The organism is Mesorhizobium sp. MC2-1-1, assembly GCF_057597255.1.
Genome location: NZ_CP195205.1, coordinates 612,838 through 627,028 on the forward strand (window position 1 = coordinate 612,838; position 14,191 = coordinate 627,028).

At 63.5% G+C, this 14,191-nt stretch carries 16 protein-coding genes; 3 read left to right on the top strand and 13 right to left on the bottom strand.

What is annotated here, in order from left to right:
* Positions 1–118 precede the first annotated feature (118 nt).
* The 4 genes from ACR64R_RS02835 to ACR64R_RS02850 all read right to left on the bottom strand — a co-directional run bounded on the left by ACR64R_RS02835 (position 119) and on the right by ACR64R_RS02850 (position 2,630).
* Positions 119–1,579 (bottom strand): AMP nucleosidase, encoded by a 1,461-nt coding sequence (locus tag ACR64R_RS02835; protein WP_487362361.1) that lies wholly within the window; start codon positions 1,577–1,579, stop codon positions 119–121.
* Between the two features lie 127 nt (positions 1,580–1,706).
* Complete coding sequence (locus ACR64R_RS02840; protein ID WP_487360182.1) at positions 1,707–1,901, bottom strand: hypothetical protein; 195 nt, start codon at positions 1,899–1,901, stop codon at positions 1,707–1,709.
* Between the two features lie 62 nt (positions 1,902–1,963).
* Entirely contained in the window at positions 1,964–2,098 is a 135-nt protein-coding gene (locus ACR64R_RS02845) for a hypothetical protein (protein ID WP_487360183.1), read from the bottom strand.
* A gap of 190 nt (positions 2,099–2,288) precedes the next feature.
* Complete coding sequence (locus ACR64R_RS02850; protein WP_487362362.1) at positions 2,289–2,630, bottom strand: DUF2147 domain-containing protein; 342 nt, start codon at positions 2,628–2,630, stop codon at positions 2,289–2,291.
* A 426-nt stretch (positions 2,631–3,056) separates the two neighbouring features.
* Between ACR64R_RS02850 and ACR64R_RS02855 the strand changes: the two genes are divergently transcribed.
* Positions 3,057–3,323, top strand: a complete 267-nt coding sequence (locus tag ACR64R_RS02855) for a sel1 repeat family protein (RefSeq protein ID WP_487360184.1) — start codon at positions 3,057–3,059, stop codon at positions 3,321–3,323.
* Positions 3,324–3,690: 367 nt separating this feature from the next.
* Positions 3,691–4,812, top strand: coding sequence for an ABC transporter substrate-binding protein (locus ACR64R_RS02860; protein ID WP_487360185.1), 1,122 nt, complete (start codon positions 3,691–3,693; stop codon positions 4,810–4,812).
* 153 nt (positions 4,813–4,965) lie between these two features.
* On the opposite strand, the gene ACR64R_RS02865 is transcribed toward ACR64R_RS02860, so the two are convergent.
* The 4 genes from ACR64R_RS02865 to ACR64R_RS02880 form a co-directional block, all read right to left on the bottom strand.
* On the bottom strand, positions 4,966–6,930 hold the full coding sequence (locus ACR64R_RS02865) for an ATP-binding protein (protein ID WP_487360186.1): 1,965 nt from the start codon (positions 6,928–6,930) through the stop codon (positions 4,966–4,968).
* A gap of 49 nt (positions 6,931–6,979) precedes the next feature.
* Complete coding sequence (locus tag ACR64R_RS02870; RefSeq protein ID WP_487360187.1) at positions 6,980–7,357, bottom strand: hypothetical protein; 378 nt, start codon at positions 7,355–7,357, stop codon at positions 6,980–6,982.
* 119 nt (positions 7,358–7,476) lie between these two features.
* On the bottom strand, positions 7,477–8,007 hold the full coding sequence (locus ACR64R_RS02875) for an O-acetyl-ADP-ribose deacetylase (protein WP_487360188.1): 531 nt from the start codon (positions 8,005–8,007) through the stop codon (positions 7,477–7,479).
* Between the two features lie 2 nt (positions 8,008–8,009).
* A complete protein-coding gene (locus ACR64R_RS02880; protein WP_487360189.1) occupies positions 8,010–9,617 on the bottom strand; it encodes a carboxyl transferase domain-containing protein in 1,608 nt (535 codons plus the stop codon).
* Between the two features lie 244 nt (positions 9,618–9,861).
* On the opposite strand from ACR64R_RS02880, the gene ACR64R_RS02885 reads away from it, so the two are divergent.
* A complete protein-coding gene (locus tag ACR64R_RS02885) occupies positions 9,862–10,254 on the top strand; it encodes a hypothetical protein (RefSeq protein ID WP_487360190.1) in 393 nt (130 codons plus the stop codon).
* Positions 10,255–10,271: 17 nt separating this feature from the next.
* Here ACR64R_RS02885 and ACR64R_RS02890 read toward each other — a convergent pair whose 3' ends face one another.
* From ACR64R_RS02890 to ACR64R_RS02910, 5 genes are all read right to left on the bottom strand, one after another.
* Positions 10,272–11,435: an isovaleryl-CoA dehydrogenase gene (locus ACR64R_RS02890; protein WP_487360191.1), complete on the bottom strand. Its 1,164-nt coding sequence runs from the start codon at positions 11,433–11,435 to the stop codon at positions 10,272–10,274.
* A 49-nt stretch (positions 11,436–11,484) separates the two neighbouring features.
* Positions 11,485–12,132 (bottom strand): TetR/AcrR family transcriptional regulator, encoded by a 648-nt coding sequence (locus tag ACR64R_RS02895; protein ID WP_487360192.1) that lies wholly within the window; start codon positions 12,130–12,132, stop codon positions 11,485–11,487.
* A 96-nt stretch (positions 12,133–12,228) separates the two neighbouring features.
* Positions 12,229–12,510 carry an acylphosphatase gene (locus ACR64R_RS02900; RefSeq protein WP_487360193.1) on the bottom strand — a complete coding sequence of 94 codons (282 nt, stop codon included), beginning with the start codon at positions 12,508–12,510 and terminating at the stop codon, positions 12,229–12,231.
* 83 nt (positions 12,511–12,593) lie between these two features.
* On the bottom strand, positions 12,594–13,706 hold the full coding sequence (locus ACR64R_RS02905; RefSeq protein WP_487360194.1) for a pyridoxal phosphate-dependent aminotransferase: 1,113 nt from the start codon (positions 13,704–13,706) through the stop codon (positions 12,594–12,596).
* A 95-nt stretch (positions 13,707–13,801) separates the two neighbouring features.
* The gene (locus ACR64R_RS02910; protein WP_487362363.1) at positions 13,802–14,089 is read right to left on the bottom strand and encodes a hypothetical protein; all 288 of its coding nucleotides are present in this window, start codon (positions 14,087–14,089) and stop codon (positions 13,802–13,804) included.
* Positions 14,090–14,191 lie beyond the last annotated feature (102 nt).

Genomic DNA, 14,191 nt, shown 5'->3' on the forward strand with positions numbered 1-14,191 from the left:
GCACCGCCCGTTGTCATTTATTCCGACTGCTCCAGGCTTTCATGCGGACCGCTTATCGGCCGAATTGCGGCCCAAGCAAGACGACCGATTGCCTCGTCAATGGCTGGCCGGCACGCGCCTACTGGAACGCAGTCTCGGAAAAGCTCCTGAGCTTGCGCGAATGCAGCCGCTCCATCGGCATCTCGGCCAGCTTCTCCATCGCCCTGATGCCAATGGTGAGATGCTGCGCGACTTGCCGCTTGTAGAACTCGGTCGCCATGCCCGGCAGCTTCAGTTCGCCATGCAGCGGCTTGTCGGAGACGCACAGCAGCGTTCCGTAGGGTACGCGGAAACGGAAGCCATTGGCGGCGATGGTGGCCGATTCCATATCGAGCGCGATGGCGCGCGACTGCGACAGGCGCTGCACCGGTCCGCGCTGGTCTCGCAGTTCCCAGTTGCGGTTGTCGATCGTGGCGACGGTGCCGGTGCGCATGATGCGCTTGAGGTCGTAGCCGGAAAGGCCGGTGACTTCGGCGACCGCCTCCTGCAGCGCCACCTGAATTTCGGCCAGCGGCGGGATCGGGACCCAGACCGGCAGATCGTCGTCCAGCACATGGTCTTCGCGCACATAGGCATGCGCCAGAACATAGTCGCCAAGCGCCTGGGTGTTACGCAGGCCCGCGCAATGGCCGAGCATCACCCAGGCATGCGGCCGGAGCACAGCGATATGGTCGGTAATGGTCTTGGCGTTGGAAGGGCCGACGCCGATATTGACCATGGTGATGCCGCCATGGCCGGGCTTCTTCAGGTGATAGGCCGGCATTTGCGGCAAGCGCTGCGGCGGCGTGCCTTCGCTCGGCGCGTTTGCCCCGGCTTTGGTGACGACATTGCCGGGCTCGACGAATTCGCTGTAGCCGCCACCGCCCTTGTCCATCAGGTCGCGGGCCCGCGCCACGAACTCGTCGATGTAGAACTGATAGTTGGTGAACAGCACGAAATTCTGGAAATGCTGCGGGCTGGTCGCCGTGTAATGCGTCATACGGTGCAGCGAATAGTCGATGCGCTGCGCGGTAAACGGTGCCAGCGGCCTTGGCTCGCCCAGCGCCACCTCGAAAGTGCCGTTCGCGATCTGGTCGTCGGTGCCGTCGAGGTCCGGCACATCGAACAGGTCGCGGATCGGCCGCCTGATACGCTCCGCGGCCGATCCGTCGACATAGGTGCCTTCAAGGAAGGCGAAATGCAGCGGGATCGGGGTCGTCGATTCCGATACCGTCACCGTCACGCCGTGGTTGCGCATGATGAGGCGAAGCTGCTCGATCAGATAGCTCTCGAACAGTTGCGGCTGGGTGACGGTGGTGGCGAAATGTCCGGGCGTCGGCATATGGCCATAGGCCTGGCGCGAGTCGACCTGGCTGAACGAGGTCGTGGTGACGCCGATCTGCGGATAAAACGCTCGGTAGCGCTTGCTCTCGTCGGCGCCGGCGGCAAGTGCCGCGAAGGAATCGCGCAGGAATTTGGTGTTGCGGTCGTAGAGCGCCTGCAGCGCCGCTACGGCCTTCTTGGCGTCATGGAAGCTCTGCGCGCCGAAGGGCTCCGGCATGACGACCGATTCGATGGCTTGGGGATAGATTCGCTTTTCCATGGCTCAATATAGAGACTCAGGAGAGCGCTTGGGAGGGGGAGGCAGGCTCGAAGCGAGCGCGCGCCGTCGTTTTTCCGGCGCCGTGTTATCCGCGCTGCAGGCTGATCAGCAGCACGAAGCCGACGCTGGTGTTCCTTTGCGGCGGCGCCTCGATCCTGTGGCCCGTATCGGCGCGCATCATCGGCATGGCCAGCACCGGGACGGCGAGGAGCGTCAGGATGAGCATCGCCCGCGGCAGCAGTCTAACGATCTTCGTTGCGTTATCGGCGATGCGGCTCATTGTGGTGCCCCGTTGTAAGTCTGTTCGATTCTCAAGTTTGTCGTTTCGGCGCCTGAATTGGTTCACGAAGCCGGAAACGTGGCCACCGGCCGCTCCCACGAGCGGGTGGGATGGCCGGCCTCCGCCACCAGGATGGCGAAGAGCATGCCGAACAGGCTCATCAGCAGGCAGACGATGGTGAAGCGGCGGGCAAGCATTTCTTTCTCCTTCAATGCGGGAGAAAATGCCGGAATGCCTCTGAACCGGTCCTGAGACCGGTATTCATCCGCGGTTCAAAATGATTGACGAGGTCTTGAACAGGCGACAAGGGCCGGGCTGCGGAGCGCTGAGGCTCCAAACGAAGACGGGGCCGCGCGGGCCCCGTTTTTCATTTGATCGTCTGGGAGATCAGAGCTTATGCCAGGTCTGGCTCTTGCAGATCAGGCCGCCGAACACGCAGCCGCTCATCTTGAGCGAGGTGCCGGAAATCGTCGCTTTGCCGGAATAGGTCTTGTCGGTTTCCGGGTCGGTTATGGTGCCAGTGTATTTGTTGTCGCCGGCCGCCTTGAAGGAGCCGATGGTCTTGCCTGCATACTTGCCGGACTTCAGCGTGATCGAGAACGAACCGCTGCCGGCGATCGCCGCCGTCGAGCCGGCCTGCGTCTTCCAATCGCCCTCGATCGGGTCGGCCCACGCGGCGCCCGCCATGATCATGGTGGCCGCCAGGGCCAGACTCGTCACTCGAAACATCTTGTCCTCCTCCCAGTCGGGTTGCTGCGGGCTCCGGTCCGCCACTCGCCCTTTACGCAAAGGTAAAGCTAATCCAGCTCCCACCGAAAAAAAAGCGGTGCCGCCACGGAAGGTTGCAAGGATTTTAGCGCTCGCGATTGCCCGGAATAAACGAAACACGAAAAGCGCTTCGGTTTCCGTGGTTAGCGAAGTCTTGATTCCGCTCCAGGCAATTCTCATCGAATTTTACGCAAAACCGCGCAAATGCTGGATTCCCATGCTTAACGGTTTTTCGCGTTTACCTCTTGTTTTAGCTTTGTTTTCCTCAAATTAAGCAAGCCATTTAACGACGGATTCAAGGCCAGCCGTCATCCTCGGAAGCATCGAAAGAGCGGCCCGCCCAAGGGAAAAGGAGGCAGCTCTCGGGAGCCAGACAGGGGATTTGAAATGGCACGTTTTGAAATGCTTGAAGACGGCTTCGGCGCCATGGGGGCAACCGCCCAGGCCGACATTCTTTTCGAACTGGGCATGATGTATGCGACGGGCCGCGATTGCGAGACCGACGTCGTTGCCGCCCACAAATGGTTCAACATCGCCGCGATCAAAGGGTCGGTCCGCGCCGCGGAGCTGCGCTCGGAACTCTCGGCCACGATGTCGAAGGTCGACATCGCCAAGGCGCTGCGCGAAGCGCGCGAATGGATGACGATGCACTGATCCTGAGGGATCGGTCCGAAGGGTTCAGGGGACAAGGCCGCGACAAGACGGCCGTTGGACAAGACCAAGAACGCGGCAGGCCAACAAGCCAGAGCCGCGCGCCAGATACAGGGAAGCGAGCGGGTTTCGGGCGCGGGGGCCTCTGGAGAGCTCGACTGCAAAAGCCGCGACCGACCGAAACAAGGTCGGCGCGGCTTCTTGCTTTACGTTTGGTAATCGGCCGTGTGGCCCAAGAAATCCCCGCCTGAATGAACCAAAACCCTCCGACTTGTCCTCTCGACAGTTCCAGCGAAGGGTGAAATTGTCCCGGCTCTCTGGAACAAGCGCGGCCAGGTCGCCGCGCGCAAGTGGAGGAGTACTTATAGTCATGAAAAAATTAGGTATTTTGAGCGCGGCCGCATTTGGCCTGACGATGAGCGCCACGGTTGCCTTCGCCGACGACATCACCATTTCGGTGGTCGGTCCGATGACCGGTCAACTCGCCACCATCGGTGACCAATTCAAACAGGGCGCGCAGGCCGCCGCCGATGCCATCAACGCGGCCGGCGGAATCAACGGCTCTAAGATCAAGCTCGACATCGAGGACGACCAGTGCGACCCGAAGCAGGCGGTCTCCGTGGCCAACCGCATCGTTGCCAATGGCGTCAAGTTCGTCGACGGCCATGCCTGCTCGGGCTCGAGCATTCCCGCGTCGGCCGTCTATGCCGAAGCCGGCACGCTGATGATGAGCCCGGCCTCGTCGAATCCGGTGCTGACCGACGCCGCCGCCAAGGCCGGCTGGCCGACGATCATGCGCCTCTACACGCGTGACGACGCGCAGGGCGCCTTCATCGGTCCGTGGATCGCCAAGAAGTATGCCGGCAAGAACATCGTCATCCTGCACGACAAGAGCGCTTACGGCCAAGGCGTTGCCGACGCCGTCAAGGCGACCATGAATGCCGGCGGCCTCAAGGAGGTCGACTATGAAGGCATCAATGCCGGCGAGAAGGACTACTCGGCCCTCGTCACCAAGCTGAAGGAACTCAAGGCCGACGTCGTGTATTTTGGCGGCTATCACCCCGAGGCCGGCCTGATCCTGCGTCAGGCGGCAGAACAGAACGTCAAGTTCCAGCTGATCATGCCGGACTCGATCGCCTCTCCGGAATTCTGGCAGGTCGCCGGCCCGGCTGGTGAAGGCACCCTGTTCGTGTTCCCGTCCGATCCTCAGGCCAAGCCCGAGGCGAAGGACGCGGTCGCCAAGATCAAGGCCGGCGGCTTCACGCCTGAAGGCTTCACGCTCTTCTCCTATGCCGTGATCCAGGCTGTCGCCGAAGGCGTCAAGCGCGCCGGCACGGACGATCCGGCCAAGGTTGCGGAAGCGCTCAAGGACGGCAAGCCGATCAGCACCGTCGTCGGCGACGTCATCTTCGACGAGAAGGGCGACCTGAAGAACGCCAGCTACGACATCAACCAGTGGCACGACGGCAAATACGCGCCGATCCAGCCGTAAATCGGTTACGCAATCGAGGAAATGGCCGGGCTCGTCCCGGCCATTTTCGTTTAATGCATGTCGCCCAAAAGTGACCTCGGTTTTGGGAAAACGACATGCATAAAAACAAAGAGCTAAAGCGCGTCGCATCAATCCGGTTCAACGCGACGCGCTTTAGCCCTGGCCGTCCTCGGCGAACCGCACCAGCACCGTGCCGTCGCTCACCTGCGCCCCTTCGGCCGCGATCTCGGCGATCGCGCCATCATGTGGGGCGGCGATCGTGTGCTCCATCTTCATCGCTTCGAGAATCAAGAGCGGCTGGCCCTTGATCACGGCATCGCCCGGCTTGGCGCGCACCAGCTTGACCAGCCCCGGCATCGGCGCGCGCAGGCTTCCCGATGCGGCCCCCACCTCGTCGGCCTTGGCAAGCGGATCGGGAACCGTGAACGTATAGCCCGCCGCGCCTTCGAAGACCGTGACGTGGCCGGGCCAGCGGGCGGCATGCGGCATGGTCCGCAGATCATGCGTGTTCACCGCGTCATGCGGCGCCTCCAGCGCCACCTGGAAGCGGCCGTCCGGCCGGGCTGAGACCCTGGCCAGTATGGTCTCCTCGCGATAGTGCAGCCTGATGCGGCGCGCGAGCGCATGGAAATGCGCATAGCCCGAAAGCGCCGACCATGGATCGGCGGCCGCACTTGGCGCGCCGGCGCCCGCTGCGGCCAGCGCCGCCGCGGCGATCGTCTCGTCGCTCGGCGCGGGAATGGCGGTCAGCGTCTCCCGATGCCTGCCGATCAGGCCGGTATCGACATCGCCCGCCGCGAAATCGGCATCGGCCGCGAGCGCCGTGAGGAACGCGGTGTTGACGGTCGAGCCCGCCACTTCCGTCCGCGCCAGCGCTTCGCGCAGCGCGCCGAGCGCGCTGGCCCTGTCCTTGCCGTGCACAACCAGCTTGGCGATCATTGGATCGTAGAAGGGCGAGATCGCATCGCCGGCGCGCACGCCGGTCTCGATGCGCATCGCTGCACCCTCCGGGGCTGCGTCGGGGAATTTGAGATGATGCAGTGTGCCCGTCGCCGGCAGGAACCCCTTCGTGGCGTCCTCGGCATAGAGGCGCGCCTCGAACGCATGGCCGTCAAGCGCGATCTCGCCTTGCGTTTTCGGCAGTTGCTCGCCGGAAGCCACGCGCAATTGCCATTCGACAAGATCGACGCCGGTGACCATCTCGGTGACGGGATGTTCGACCTGGAGCCTCGTGTTCATCTCCATGAACCAGAAGCGGTCGGCTTTCAGGCCCTGGGAGGCGTCGACGATGAATTCGATTGTTCCTGCGCCCGAATAGCTGATGGCTTTGGCGGCCTTAACCGCGGCTTCCGTCATCGCCTTGCGCAGCGCCGGTGTCATGCCGGGGGCGGGGGCTTCCTCGATCACCTTCTGGTGGCGGCGCTGGGCCGAGCAGTCGCGTTCGTAAAGATGCACGACATTGCCAAAATTGTCGCCGAACACCTGGACTTCGATATGGCGCGGCTTGTCGACATATTTTTCCACCAGCACGCGGTCGTCGCCGAACGCGGCCTTGGCCTCGCGCCGCGCTCCGGAAAGCGCTTCCGAGAAATCATCGGGGTGGTCGACGCGCCGCATGCCCTTGCCGCCACCGCCGGCGCGCGCCTTGATCAGAACCGGATAGCCGATCTCGCGCGCCTTGGAGGCAAGCAGCACGATTTCCTGCGCCTCGCCGTGATAGCCGGGCACCACCGGCACGCCGGCCGTTTCCATCAGCCGCTTGGCGGCGTCCTTCAATCCCATGGCGCGGATCGAGGCGGCGGACGGGCCGATGAAGACAAGTCCGGCCGCCGTCACCTGGTCGACGAAGTCGGGGTTTTCCGACAGGAAGCCGTAGCCGGGATGGATTGCCTCCGCGCCGGTGTCCAGCGCCGCCGCCACGATCCTGTCGCCGCGCAGATAGCTCTCGCCGACGGGCGAGGGACCGATATGCACCGCCTCGTCGGCCATCTCGACATGCAGGGCCTTGGCGTCGGCGTCGGAATAGACGGCAACGGTGCGCACGCCGAGCTTGCGCGCGGTGCGGATGACGCGGCAGGCGATCTCGCCGCGATTGGCGATCAGGATCTTGCCGAACATGGTGCCCTCCCGTTTTTCCGCGGGTGGCGCCAGTCCAGCAGGCGCCGATTTACTTCGAAACCGCGATCGCGCAGCCGCCGCTCGCGGTTTTTACCTTCCACCTTTTGAAGCCGCTCTGACAGGCGCGCAAAGCAATATCTTCTGCGGCTTTCTGCGAGGGGGCGTTCAGCTTCACGCTGCAGAAAATGTGCAGATCCACGACGCGCGAATAGAACGTCGTGGCGTAGGCCGAATGTCCGCTCGCCGCGATATAGGCAAGGTAGGATTTGTAGCAGGCTTCCTTCGGATCGAGCGAGAGAGTGGGGGAGAAGCGCTTGTCGCCGATCTTGCCGGCCAGCGATTCCGCCGAGGCGACGCTTGGGGCTACGAATATAAGCAATCCTGCAAGTATCGAAGCAATCGCCTGCCGCGAGTATTTCAATGTCATTTTGACCCCGTCCCCATTTGGAAATGCAGGATGAGGAGTAACAAATATTTTTCGCCCGTGCTAGCCGCCTGGATAAGACCGTCGCTTGCCTGCGCCAAGGAATCCGTTGATCCATAAGTTCAGCCTTCCTCAGGAACAGCAACGGCACGCCGGTATAGTTCTGCCACTTGTTCGTCGAAACAGCAGAAAGTAACGGTCTCGATCAGCGGGTCTTGGCGCAAAATGTCAGCTACGGTGCCGACGGCGATTCCGGTCGCTTCATCCTTCGGATAGCCGTAGATGCCGGTCGAGATTGCCGGGAAGGCGACCGTGCGGCAGTCATGGGCATGGGCGATTTCGAGCGAGCGCCGGTAGCAGGAAGCGAGCAATTCGGCTTCACCCTTGCCGCCGCCTTGCCAGACCGGCCCTACCGTATGGATGATATAGCGCGCCGGCAGGCGGTAACCCTTGGTCAGCTTGGCGTCGCCGGTCTTGCAGCCGTGGAGCGTCCGGCATTCGGCAGCCAGCTCAAGCCCGGCCGCGCGGTGGATGGCGCCGTCGACGCCGCCGCCGCCGAGCAGCGACGAATTGGCGGCATTGACGATGGCGTCGACCGCGAGCCTGGTGATGTCGCCGGTGTGGATGCGGATCCTGTCGCCAAAAGCGCTCATCGTCACATCCTGAACACGCCGAACTTCGTCTCCTCGATCCCGGCGTTGAGCGCCGCCGAAAGGCTGAGCGCCAGCACCTCGCGCGTCCTTGCCGGATCGATGATGCCGTCGTCCCAAAGCCTCGCCGAGGAATAGAGAGGATGGCCCTCATGCTCGTATTTCATCAGGATAGGCTTCCTGAATTTCGCTTCCTCCTCGGCGCTCCATTCCCCGCCCTTGCGCTCGATGCCCTCGCGCTTGACCATGGCGAGCACCGTCGCCGCCTGCTCGCCGCCCATGACCGAAATGCGCGCGTTCGGCCACATCCACAGGAAGCGTGGCGAATAGGCGCGGCCGCACATGCCGTAATTGCCCGCGCCGAAGGAGCCGCCGATGATAACGGTGAGCTTCGGCACCTTCGCGGTGGCGACCGCCATCACCAGCTTGGCGCCGTCCTTGGCGATGCCGCCGGCCTCATATTTTCGCCCGACCATGAAGCCGGTGATGTTCTGCAGGAAGATCAGCGGAATGCCGCGCTGGCAGCAGAGCTCGATGAAATGCGCGCCCTTCAGCGCGCTTTCCGAGAACAGCACGCCATTGTTGCCGATGATGCCGACCGGCATGCCATGGAGATGGGCAAAGCCGGTGGTCAGCGTGGTGCCGTAATTCTGCTTGAACTCGTCGAACTCCGAACCGTCGACGAGGCGGGCGATCACCTCACGCACGTCATAGGGTTGGCGCAGGTCCGTCGGCACGACGCCGTAGAGCTCGCTCTGATCGTAAAGCGGTTGAATCGGCTTCCGCAAAGTCAGGCCTACGGCCTTGTTCCGATTGAGGTTCTTGATGATCCGCCGGCAAATGGCCAGCGCATGCTCATCGTCCATGGCGTAGTGGTCGGCGACGCCGGACAGCCTGGTGTGCACATCGGCGCCGCCGAGATCCTCGGCGCTGACATCCTCGCCGGTCGCGGCCTTCACCAGCGGCGGGCCGCCGAGAAAAATGGTCGCCTGGTTGCGTACCATGATCGTCTCGTCCGACATCGCGGGCACATAGGCGCCGCCCGCCGTGCAGGATCCCATGACGCAGGCGATCTGCGGGATGCCGGCGGCCGACATGTTGGCCTGATTGTAGAAGATGCGGCCGAAATGCTCGCGGTCGGGAAAGACCTCGTCCTGGTTGGGCAGGTTGGCGCCGCCACTGTCGACCAGGTAGACGCAGGGCAAATTGTTCTGCAGCGCGATCTCCTGCGCCCTCAGATGCTTCTTCACCGTGAGCGGATAATAGGTTCCGCCCTTCACCGTGGCGTCGTTGACGACGACCATTACCTCGGTGCCCTCGACGCGGCCGACGCCGGTGATGATGCCGGCGGCCGGTATGTCCTCGCCATACATCGACCACGCCGCGAACTGCCCGATCTCGAGGAAGGGCGAACCGGTATCGAGCAGTTGCGCAAGGCGCTCGCGCGGCAAAAGCTTGCCGCGCGAGACGTGGCGTTCGCGGGCCTCGTCGGAGCCGCCGCGCTCGACGCTCGCCGCCTTCTCGGAAATGTCGGCGACCAGCGCGCGCATGCGCTCGGCATTGGCGCGGAAAGTGTCGGAGGAGGGGGAGATCTGAGTTTGCAGCGTGGCCAATTTGTCCTCACACCTCTTGATGCCGCAGCGGAACCAGTGTAACAGGCCGCCCCCGGATGCCGCGTGCCAAGCGTGGCATCTTTTGTATGTATGACACCCTCAGGAGGCGACGATGGAAAGCATGAATATGCGTTTCACCAGATGTCTCCCTTCGGCCATGGCCTGACGCCGCCGAAGGGCGGCCTTCCACGTCCCGAATTTGAGCGGGAGGAACACGGCGCCCGCGGGCGCCGTGGGTGTCATCATGTATTTGCGGTTTGTAACGCCGCTGATCCATCCGAACAGCCGGGTGGAGACCGGCTTTTTCCATGCGTCCTGGTACCTGTACCGGAACGGATGCCCGGACTGGATCCATGACGAGTTGGGCGATCAGTTCGACTGGTTCAACCTGCATCTGCCCATTCCGGGCCGGGTTGGCCGGCATTTCAAGCGCCGGAATTCGATCTGGGGCATCTGCTGGTTCCATCCGGACGCCAGGGAAGCGATCAGTCGCGCGCGCTATTGCGCCTGGCTGATCGAGGAAGGCGGCTTGCCGGTGCGGCCGATCACGTCGCCGCGCCAGCGCGAGGTTCTGTGGCGCGACGCGCATCAGATCGTCGCCAAGCCAACCGATGACCTGCCGAAAGCCTTCGGCTGAAGTGGTGGAGGGGAGCACTAGACCCCCTCCGCCATGATCTCGCGGCCGATCAGCCAGCGGCGGATCTCGCTGGTTCCGGCGCCGATCTCGTAGAGCTTGGCGTCGCGAAGCAGCCGGCCGGTCGGGTAGTCGTTGATATAGCCGTTGCCGCCGAGCAGCTGGATGGCGTCGAGAGCCATCTGCGTCGCTTTCTCGGCCGCGAACAGCACGCAGCCGGCGGCGTCCTTGCGCGTGGTCTCGCCCCGGTCGCAGGCGGCGGCCACCGCATAGACGTAAGCCCGCGCGGCGTTCATCGTCGTGTACATATCGGCCAGCTTGCCTTGCACCAGCTGGAAGGTGCCGATCGGCTGGCCGAACTGCTTGCGCTCATGCACGTATGGCACGGCGACGTCGAGGCAGGCCGCCATCAGCCCGATTGGTCCGCCCGAAAGCACCGTCCGCTCATAGTCGAGCCCGGACATCAGCACCTCCACGCCGCGACCTTCCTCATGCAGCACGTTCTCGAACGGCACCTCGACGTCTTCGAAGACGAGTTCGCCGGTGTTGGAACCGCGCATGCCGAGCTTGTCGAGCTTCTGCGCGACTGAAAACCCGGCCATGGTTTTTTCGACGATGAAGGCGGTGATGCCGCGCGAATGGCGTTCAGGATCGGTCTTGGCATAGACCACCATGGTTCCCGCGTCGGGGCCGTTGGTGATCCACATCTTCGAGCCGTTGAGCACGTAGCGGTCGTTACGCTTTTCGGCGCGCAGGCGTAGCGATACGACATCCGAGCCGGCGCCGGGTTCCGACATCGCCAGCGCGCCGACCGTTGAGCCCGAGCATAGGGCGGGGAGGTATTTCTCCTTCTGAGCAGGGGTCGCCCAGCGGTTGATCTGGTTCACGCAGAGGTTCGAATGCGCCCCGTAGGAGAGGCCGACCGAGGCCGAGGCGCGCGAGATCTCCTCCATGGCCACGACATGCGCGAGATAGTTCATGCCCGTTCCGCCGAAATCGGGGTCGGCGGTGATGCCGAGCAGGCCGAGCGCACCGAGTTCGCTCCATAGGTGCGCGGGGAACTCGTTGGAACGGTCGATCTCCGCGGCGATCGGCGCGATCCTGTCCTGAGCGAAGCGCCGTACGGTGTCTCGCAACGCCTCGATGTCGGGATCAAATCCGAAGTTCAGCGTATTCGTGTACATGCCGTTCCTCCCTGCGCACGCCCCGGTCTTCGCGAAGATCGTGTCCGTATCAGAGCGCCACGGCGTCCTCGGCGCGTCCGTAGGAACGCGCGGTGCCATGGCTGGTTGTCGCGCCGACCAGGCGCATTGTCATCGAGAGATATGAAGTCGTGACTTCAGCGACCGACAACCGTTCGCCCGGCCGGAACCAGACGATGACGCCGGTCATCATCTGGATCAGCGCCATGGCCGTGAGTCCGGAATCGTCGATCTGAAACAGACCGGCATCAGCGCCGTCGCGCAGGATGGCGCGCAGTTCCTTCTCATAGGCCGTGCGCATCTTGAGGATCCGCGTCAGCCTTTCATGCGAGAGGCTGCGCAACTCCATGTTGGAGACATGGGTCGCCTGGCGTCGTTCGATATGGAAGGCGATGTGGTTCTCGACATAGGCGGCAAGGCGGGTTGCCGGATCGGCGCTCGCCGGTCGCGCCGCCTCCCAGGCCGCGAGCAGACCATCCATATGCTCGCGCATCAAGGTGAACAGCAGGTCTTCCTTGGTCGAAAAGTAGCGATAGAGCGCCGCCGCCTGCACGCCGACCTCCGCCGCCAGCTGCCGCATCGACATCGCCTCATAGCCCAGCCGCGCGATCAGCTTGACCGCAGCCTCGCGGACTGCGGCTTCAGTCTTTTCCCCGTCGGATCCTGTGGTGCGCGCCATGTTCGCCTCGTGTAGACGAAGTTAATAAAACGAACGTTCAATTAATTCAAGCATTATTGATCAGCGCGGCCAATGGCAGGGATGTGCCTGCCGAATCTAGACGACGATCCTGAAGTCGGCGGACACATCGGCGGCGGTATCCACTATCTCGACTTTCGAGACAGCCGCGCCCCGGGGCCCTTGCCACAGACGTTCGACCATCGCGGCAACGGCGCTGTCCGCGCCGGCGATCAGCGCCGACACCGAACCATCGCTTTCGTTGCGGACCCAGCCAGTCAACCCGAGCCGCACGGCCTCGCCGCGTGTCCAGATCCTATAGCCGACACCCTGTACCCTGCCGGAAATACGAGCTCGAACGACCCGTTGCTGGCTCCGCATCGCTCATGCTCCGTGCGTCATGCCAGAATCTGGCACAGGACCGGCTAAAGGCAACAGGCTGAAGCTGTCGGATGCGATCGAGCCTAATTACCCCGCGCGGCCGCCAGTGCGCCGGGCAGTTCCTCAGCGAAGATGTCGAGCTCACGGTCGAGCCCGACGCTCACCCTGATGCAGCGGTCGAGCCTTGGCGCCATCGGCTTGCGGATGAACACGTCGCGCGACAACAGGCCCTGCATCACTTTCAGCGCGAAGTCGCCGTCGCGGCCGCAATCGATGGTGACGAAATTGGTTGCCGACGGCAGCGGCTTGAGATCGTTCTGCCTCGCGATGGCTGAAATGCGCTCGCGGCCCGCGGCCACGCGCGCGGCCACCGACCGCAGGTAGTCCTGGTCGGCAAGCGCCTCGAGGCCGGCGATCTGCGCCATGCGGCTGACGCCGTAGTGGTTGCGGATCTTCTCGAAGTCGCGGATCACCTCCGCCTCCGCCACGGCGTAGCCGCAGCGTATGCCGGCCAGGCCGTAAGCCTTGGAGAAGGTGCGCATGCGGATGACGTTCGGCCTTGCGACGTCGATCGCCGGCAGCGCCGAGGCCGGTCCCAGCTCGCCATAGGCCTCGTCGAGCACCAGCATGGTGGTTTCCGGCAGCGCTTCGATGAAGCGGACGACGTCCGGCGCTTCCCACCAGCTTCCCATCGGATTGTCGGGATTGGAGAGATAGACCAGCGGCGCCTTTTCGCTCGCGACCTTGGCAAGAAGCCCTTCCAGGTCCTCCTTGTCGTTGGCATAGGGGATCGTCACGAGGCGGCCGCCGACGCCGGCGATATGGAAATTGAAGGTGGGATAGGCGCCAAGCGAGGTCACCACGGCATCGCCAGGCGCCACATACATGCGCGCCACCAGGCCGAGCAGGCCGTCGATGCCTTCGCCGACGACCACGTTCTCGACGGCGACGCCGTGATGCGCGGCGACCGCCACCTTCAGCTCGTAATTGTCGGGATCGCAATACATCCACTGGTCGCGCGCGACGCTCTCCATCCGGGCGATGACGCGCGGCGAAGGCCCGAAACTGCTCTCATTGGCGCCGATACGGGCGCGAAAAGGCCGCCCGCGCTCACGCTCCTGCGCCTCCGGGCCCACAAACGGCACCGTGGTGGGAAGCGCACCGACGATCGGTGTGAGGGAGGGGCGCTGGCGCATGGCAAAGCTCGCGTGAAAGGGCGTCCTTGCCTAGCGTGAGCGAAGGCCGGGTGCAAGTTCCCGCTTGCGATTGGAAAGCCGACGGGACGTTCCGCTCAATGTATGTGGACGACGACGTAGCGTCCGTTGTAGGCCTGATAATACGTGCCGCCGCAGTGCCACAGCACAACGCCGCTGACCGAGGTCTTCACGCACGCCGCTGGAAGCCTTGTCACGTAGATTGTTGAACGACGGATCGTTCGGCGTGTGGTCCTTCGCGCAACACCTGCGACACTGCCAGGCGTGAGCGGATTGCCAACGGTCGCTTGCGCCTCGCCGACGAACGAGGCGAGCGGCGCAACTGAGTCAATAAGGTCGCCGGACATCATAGCGACGACGGCCATGCCAGCACCGAGCAGCCTGAAGCCAAACCTTGTCATTGTGCATCCTTCCAAAAAACCGACGCCGCATGTCCTTGAGATCAGCCGCCTAGGCTAGCAGGCGGG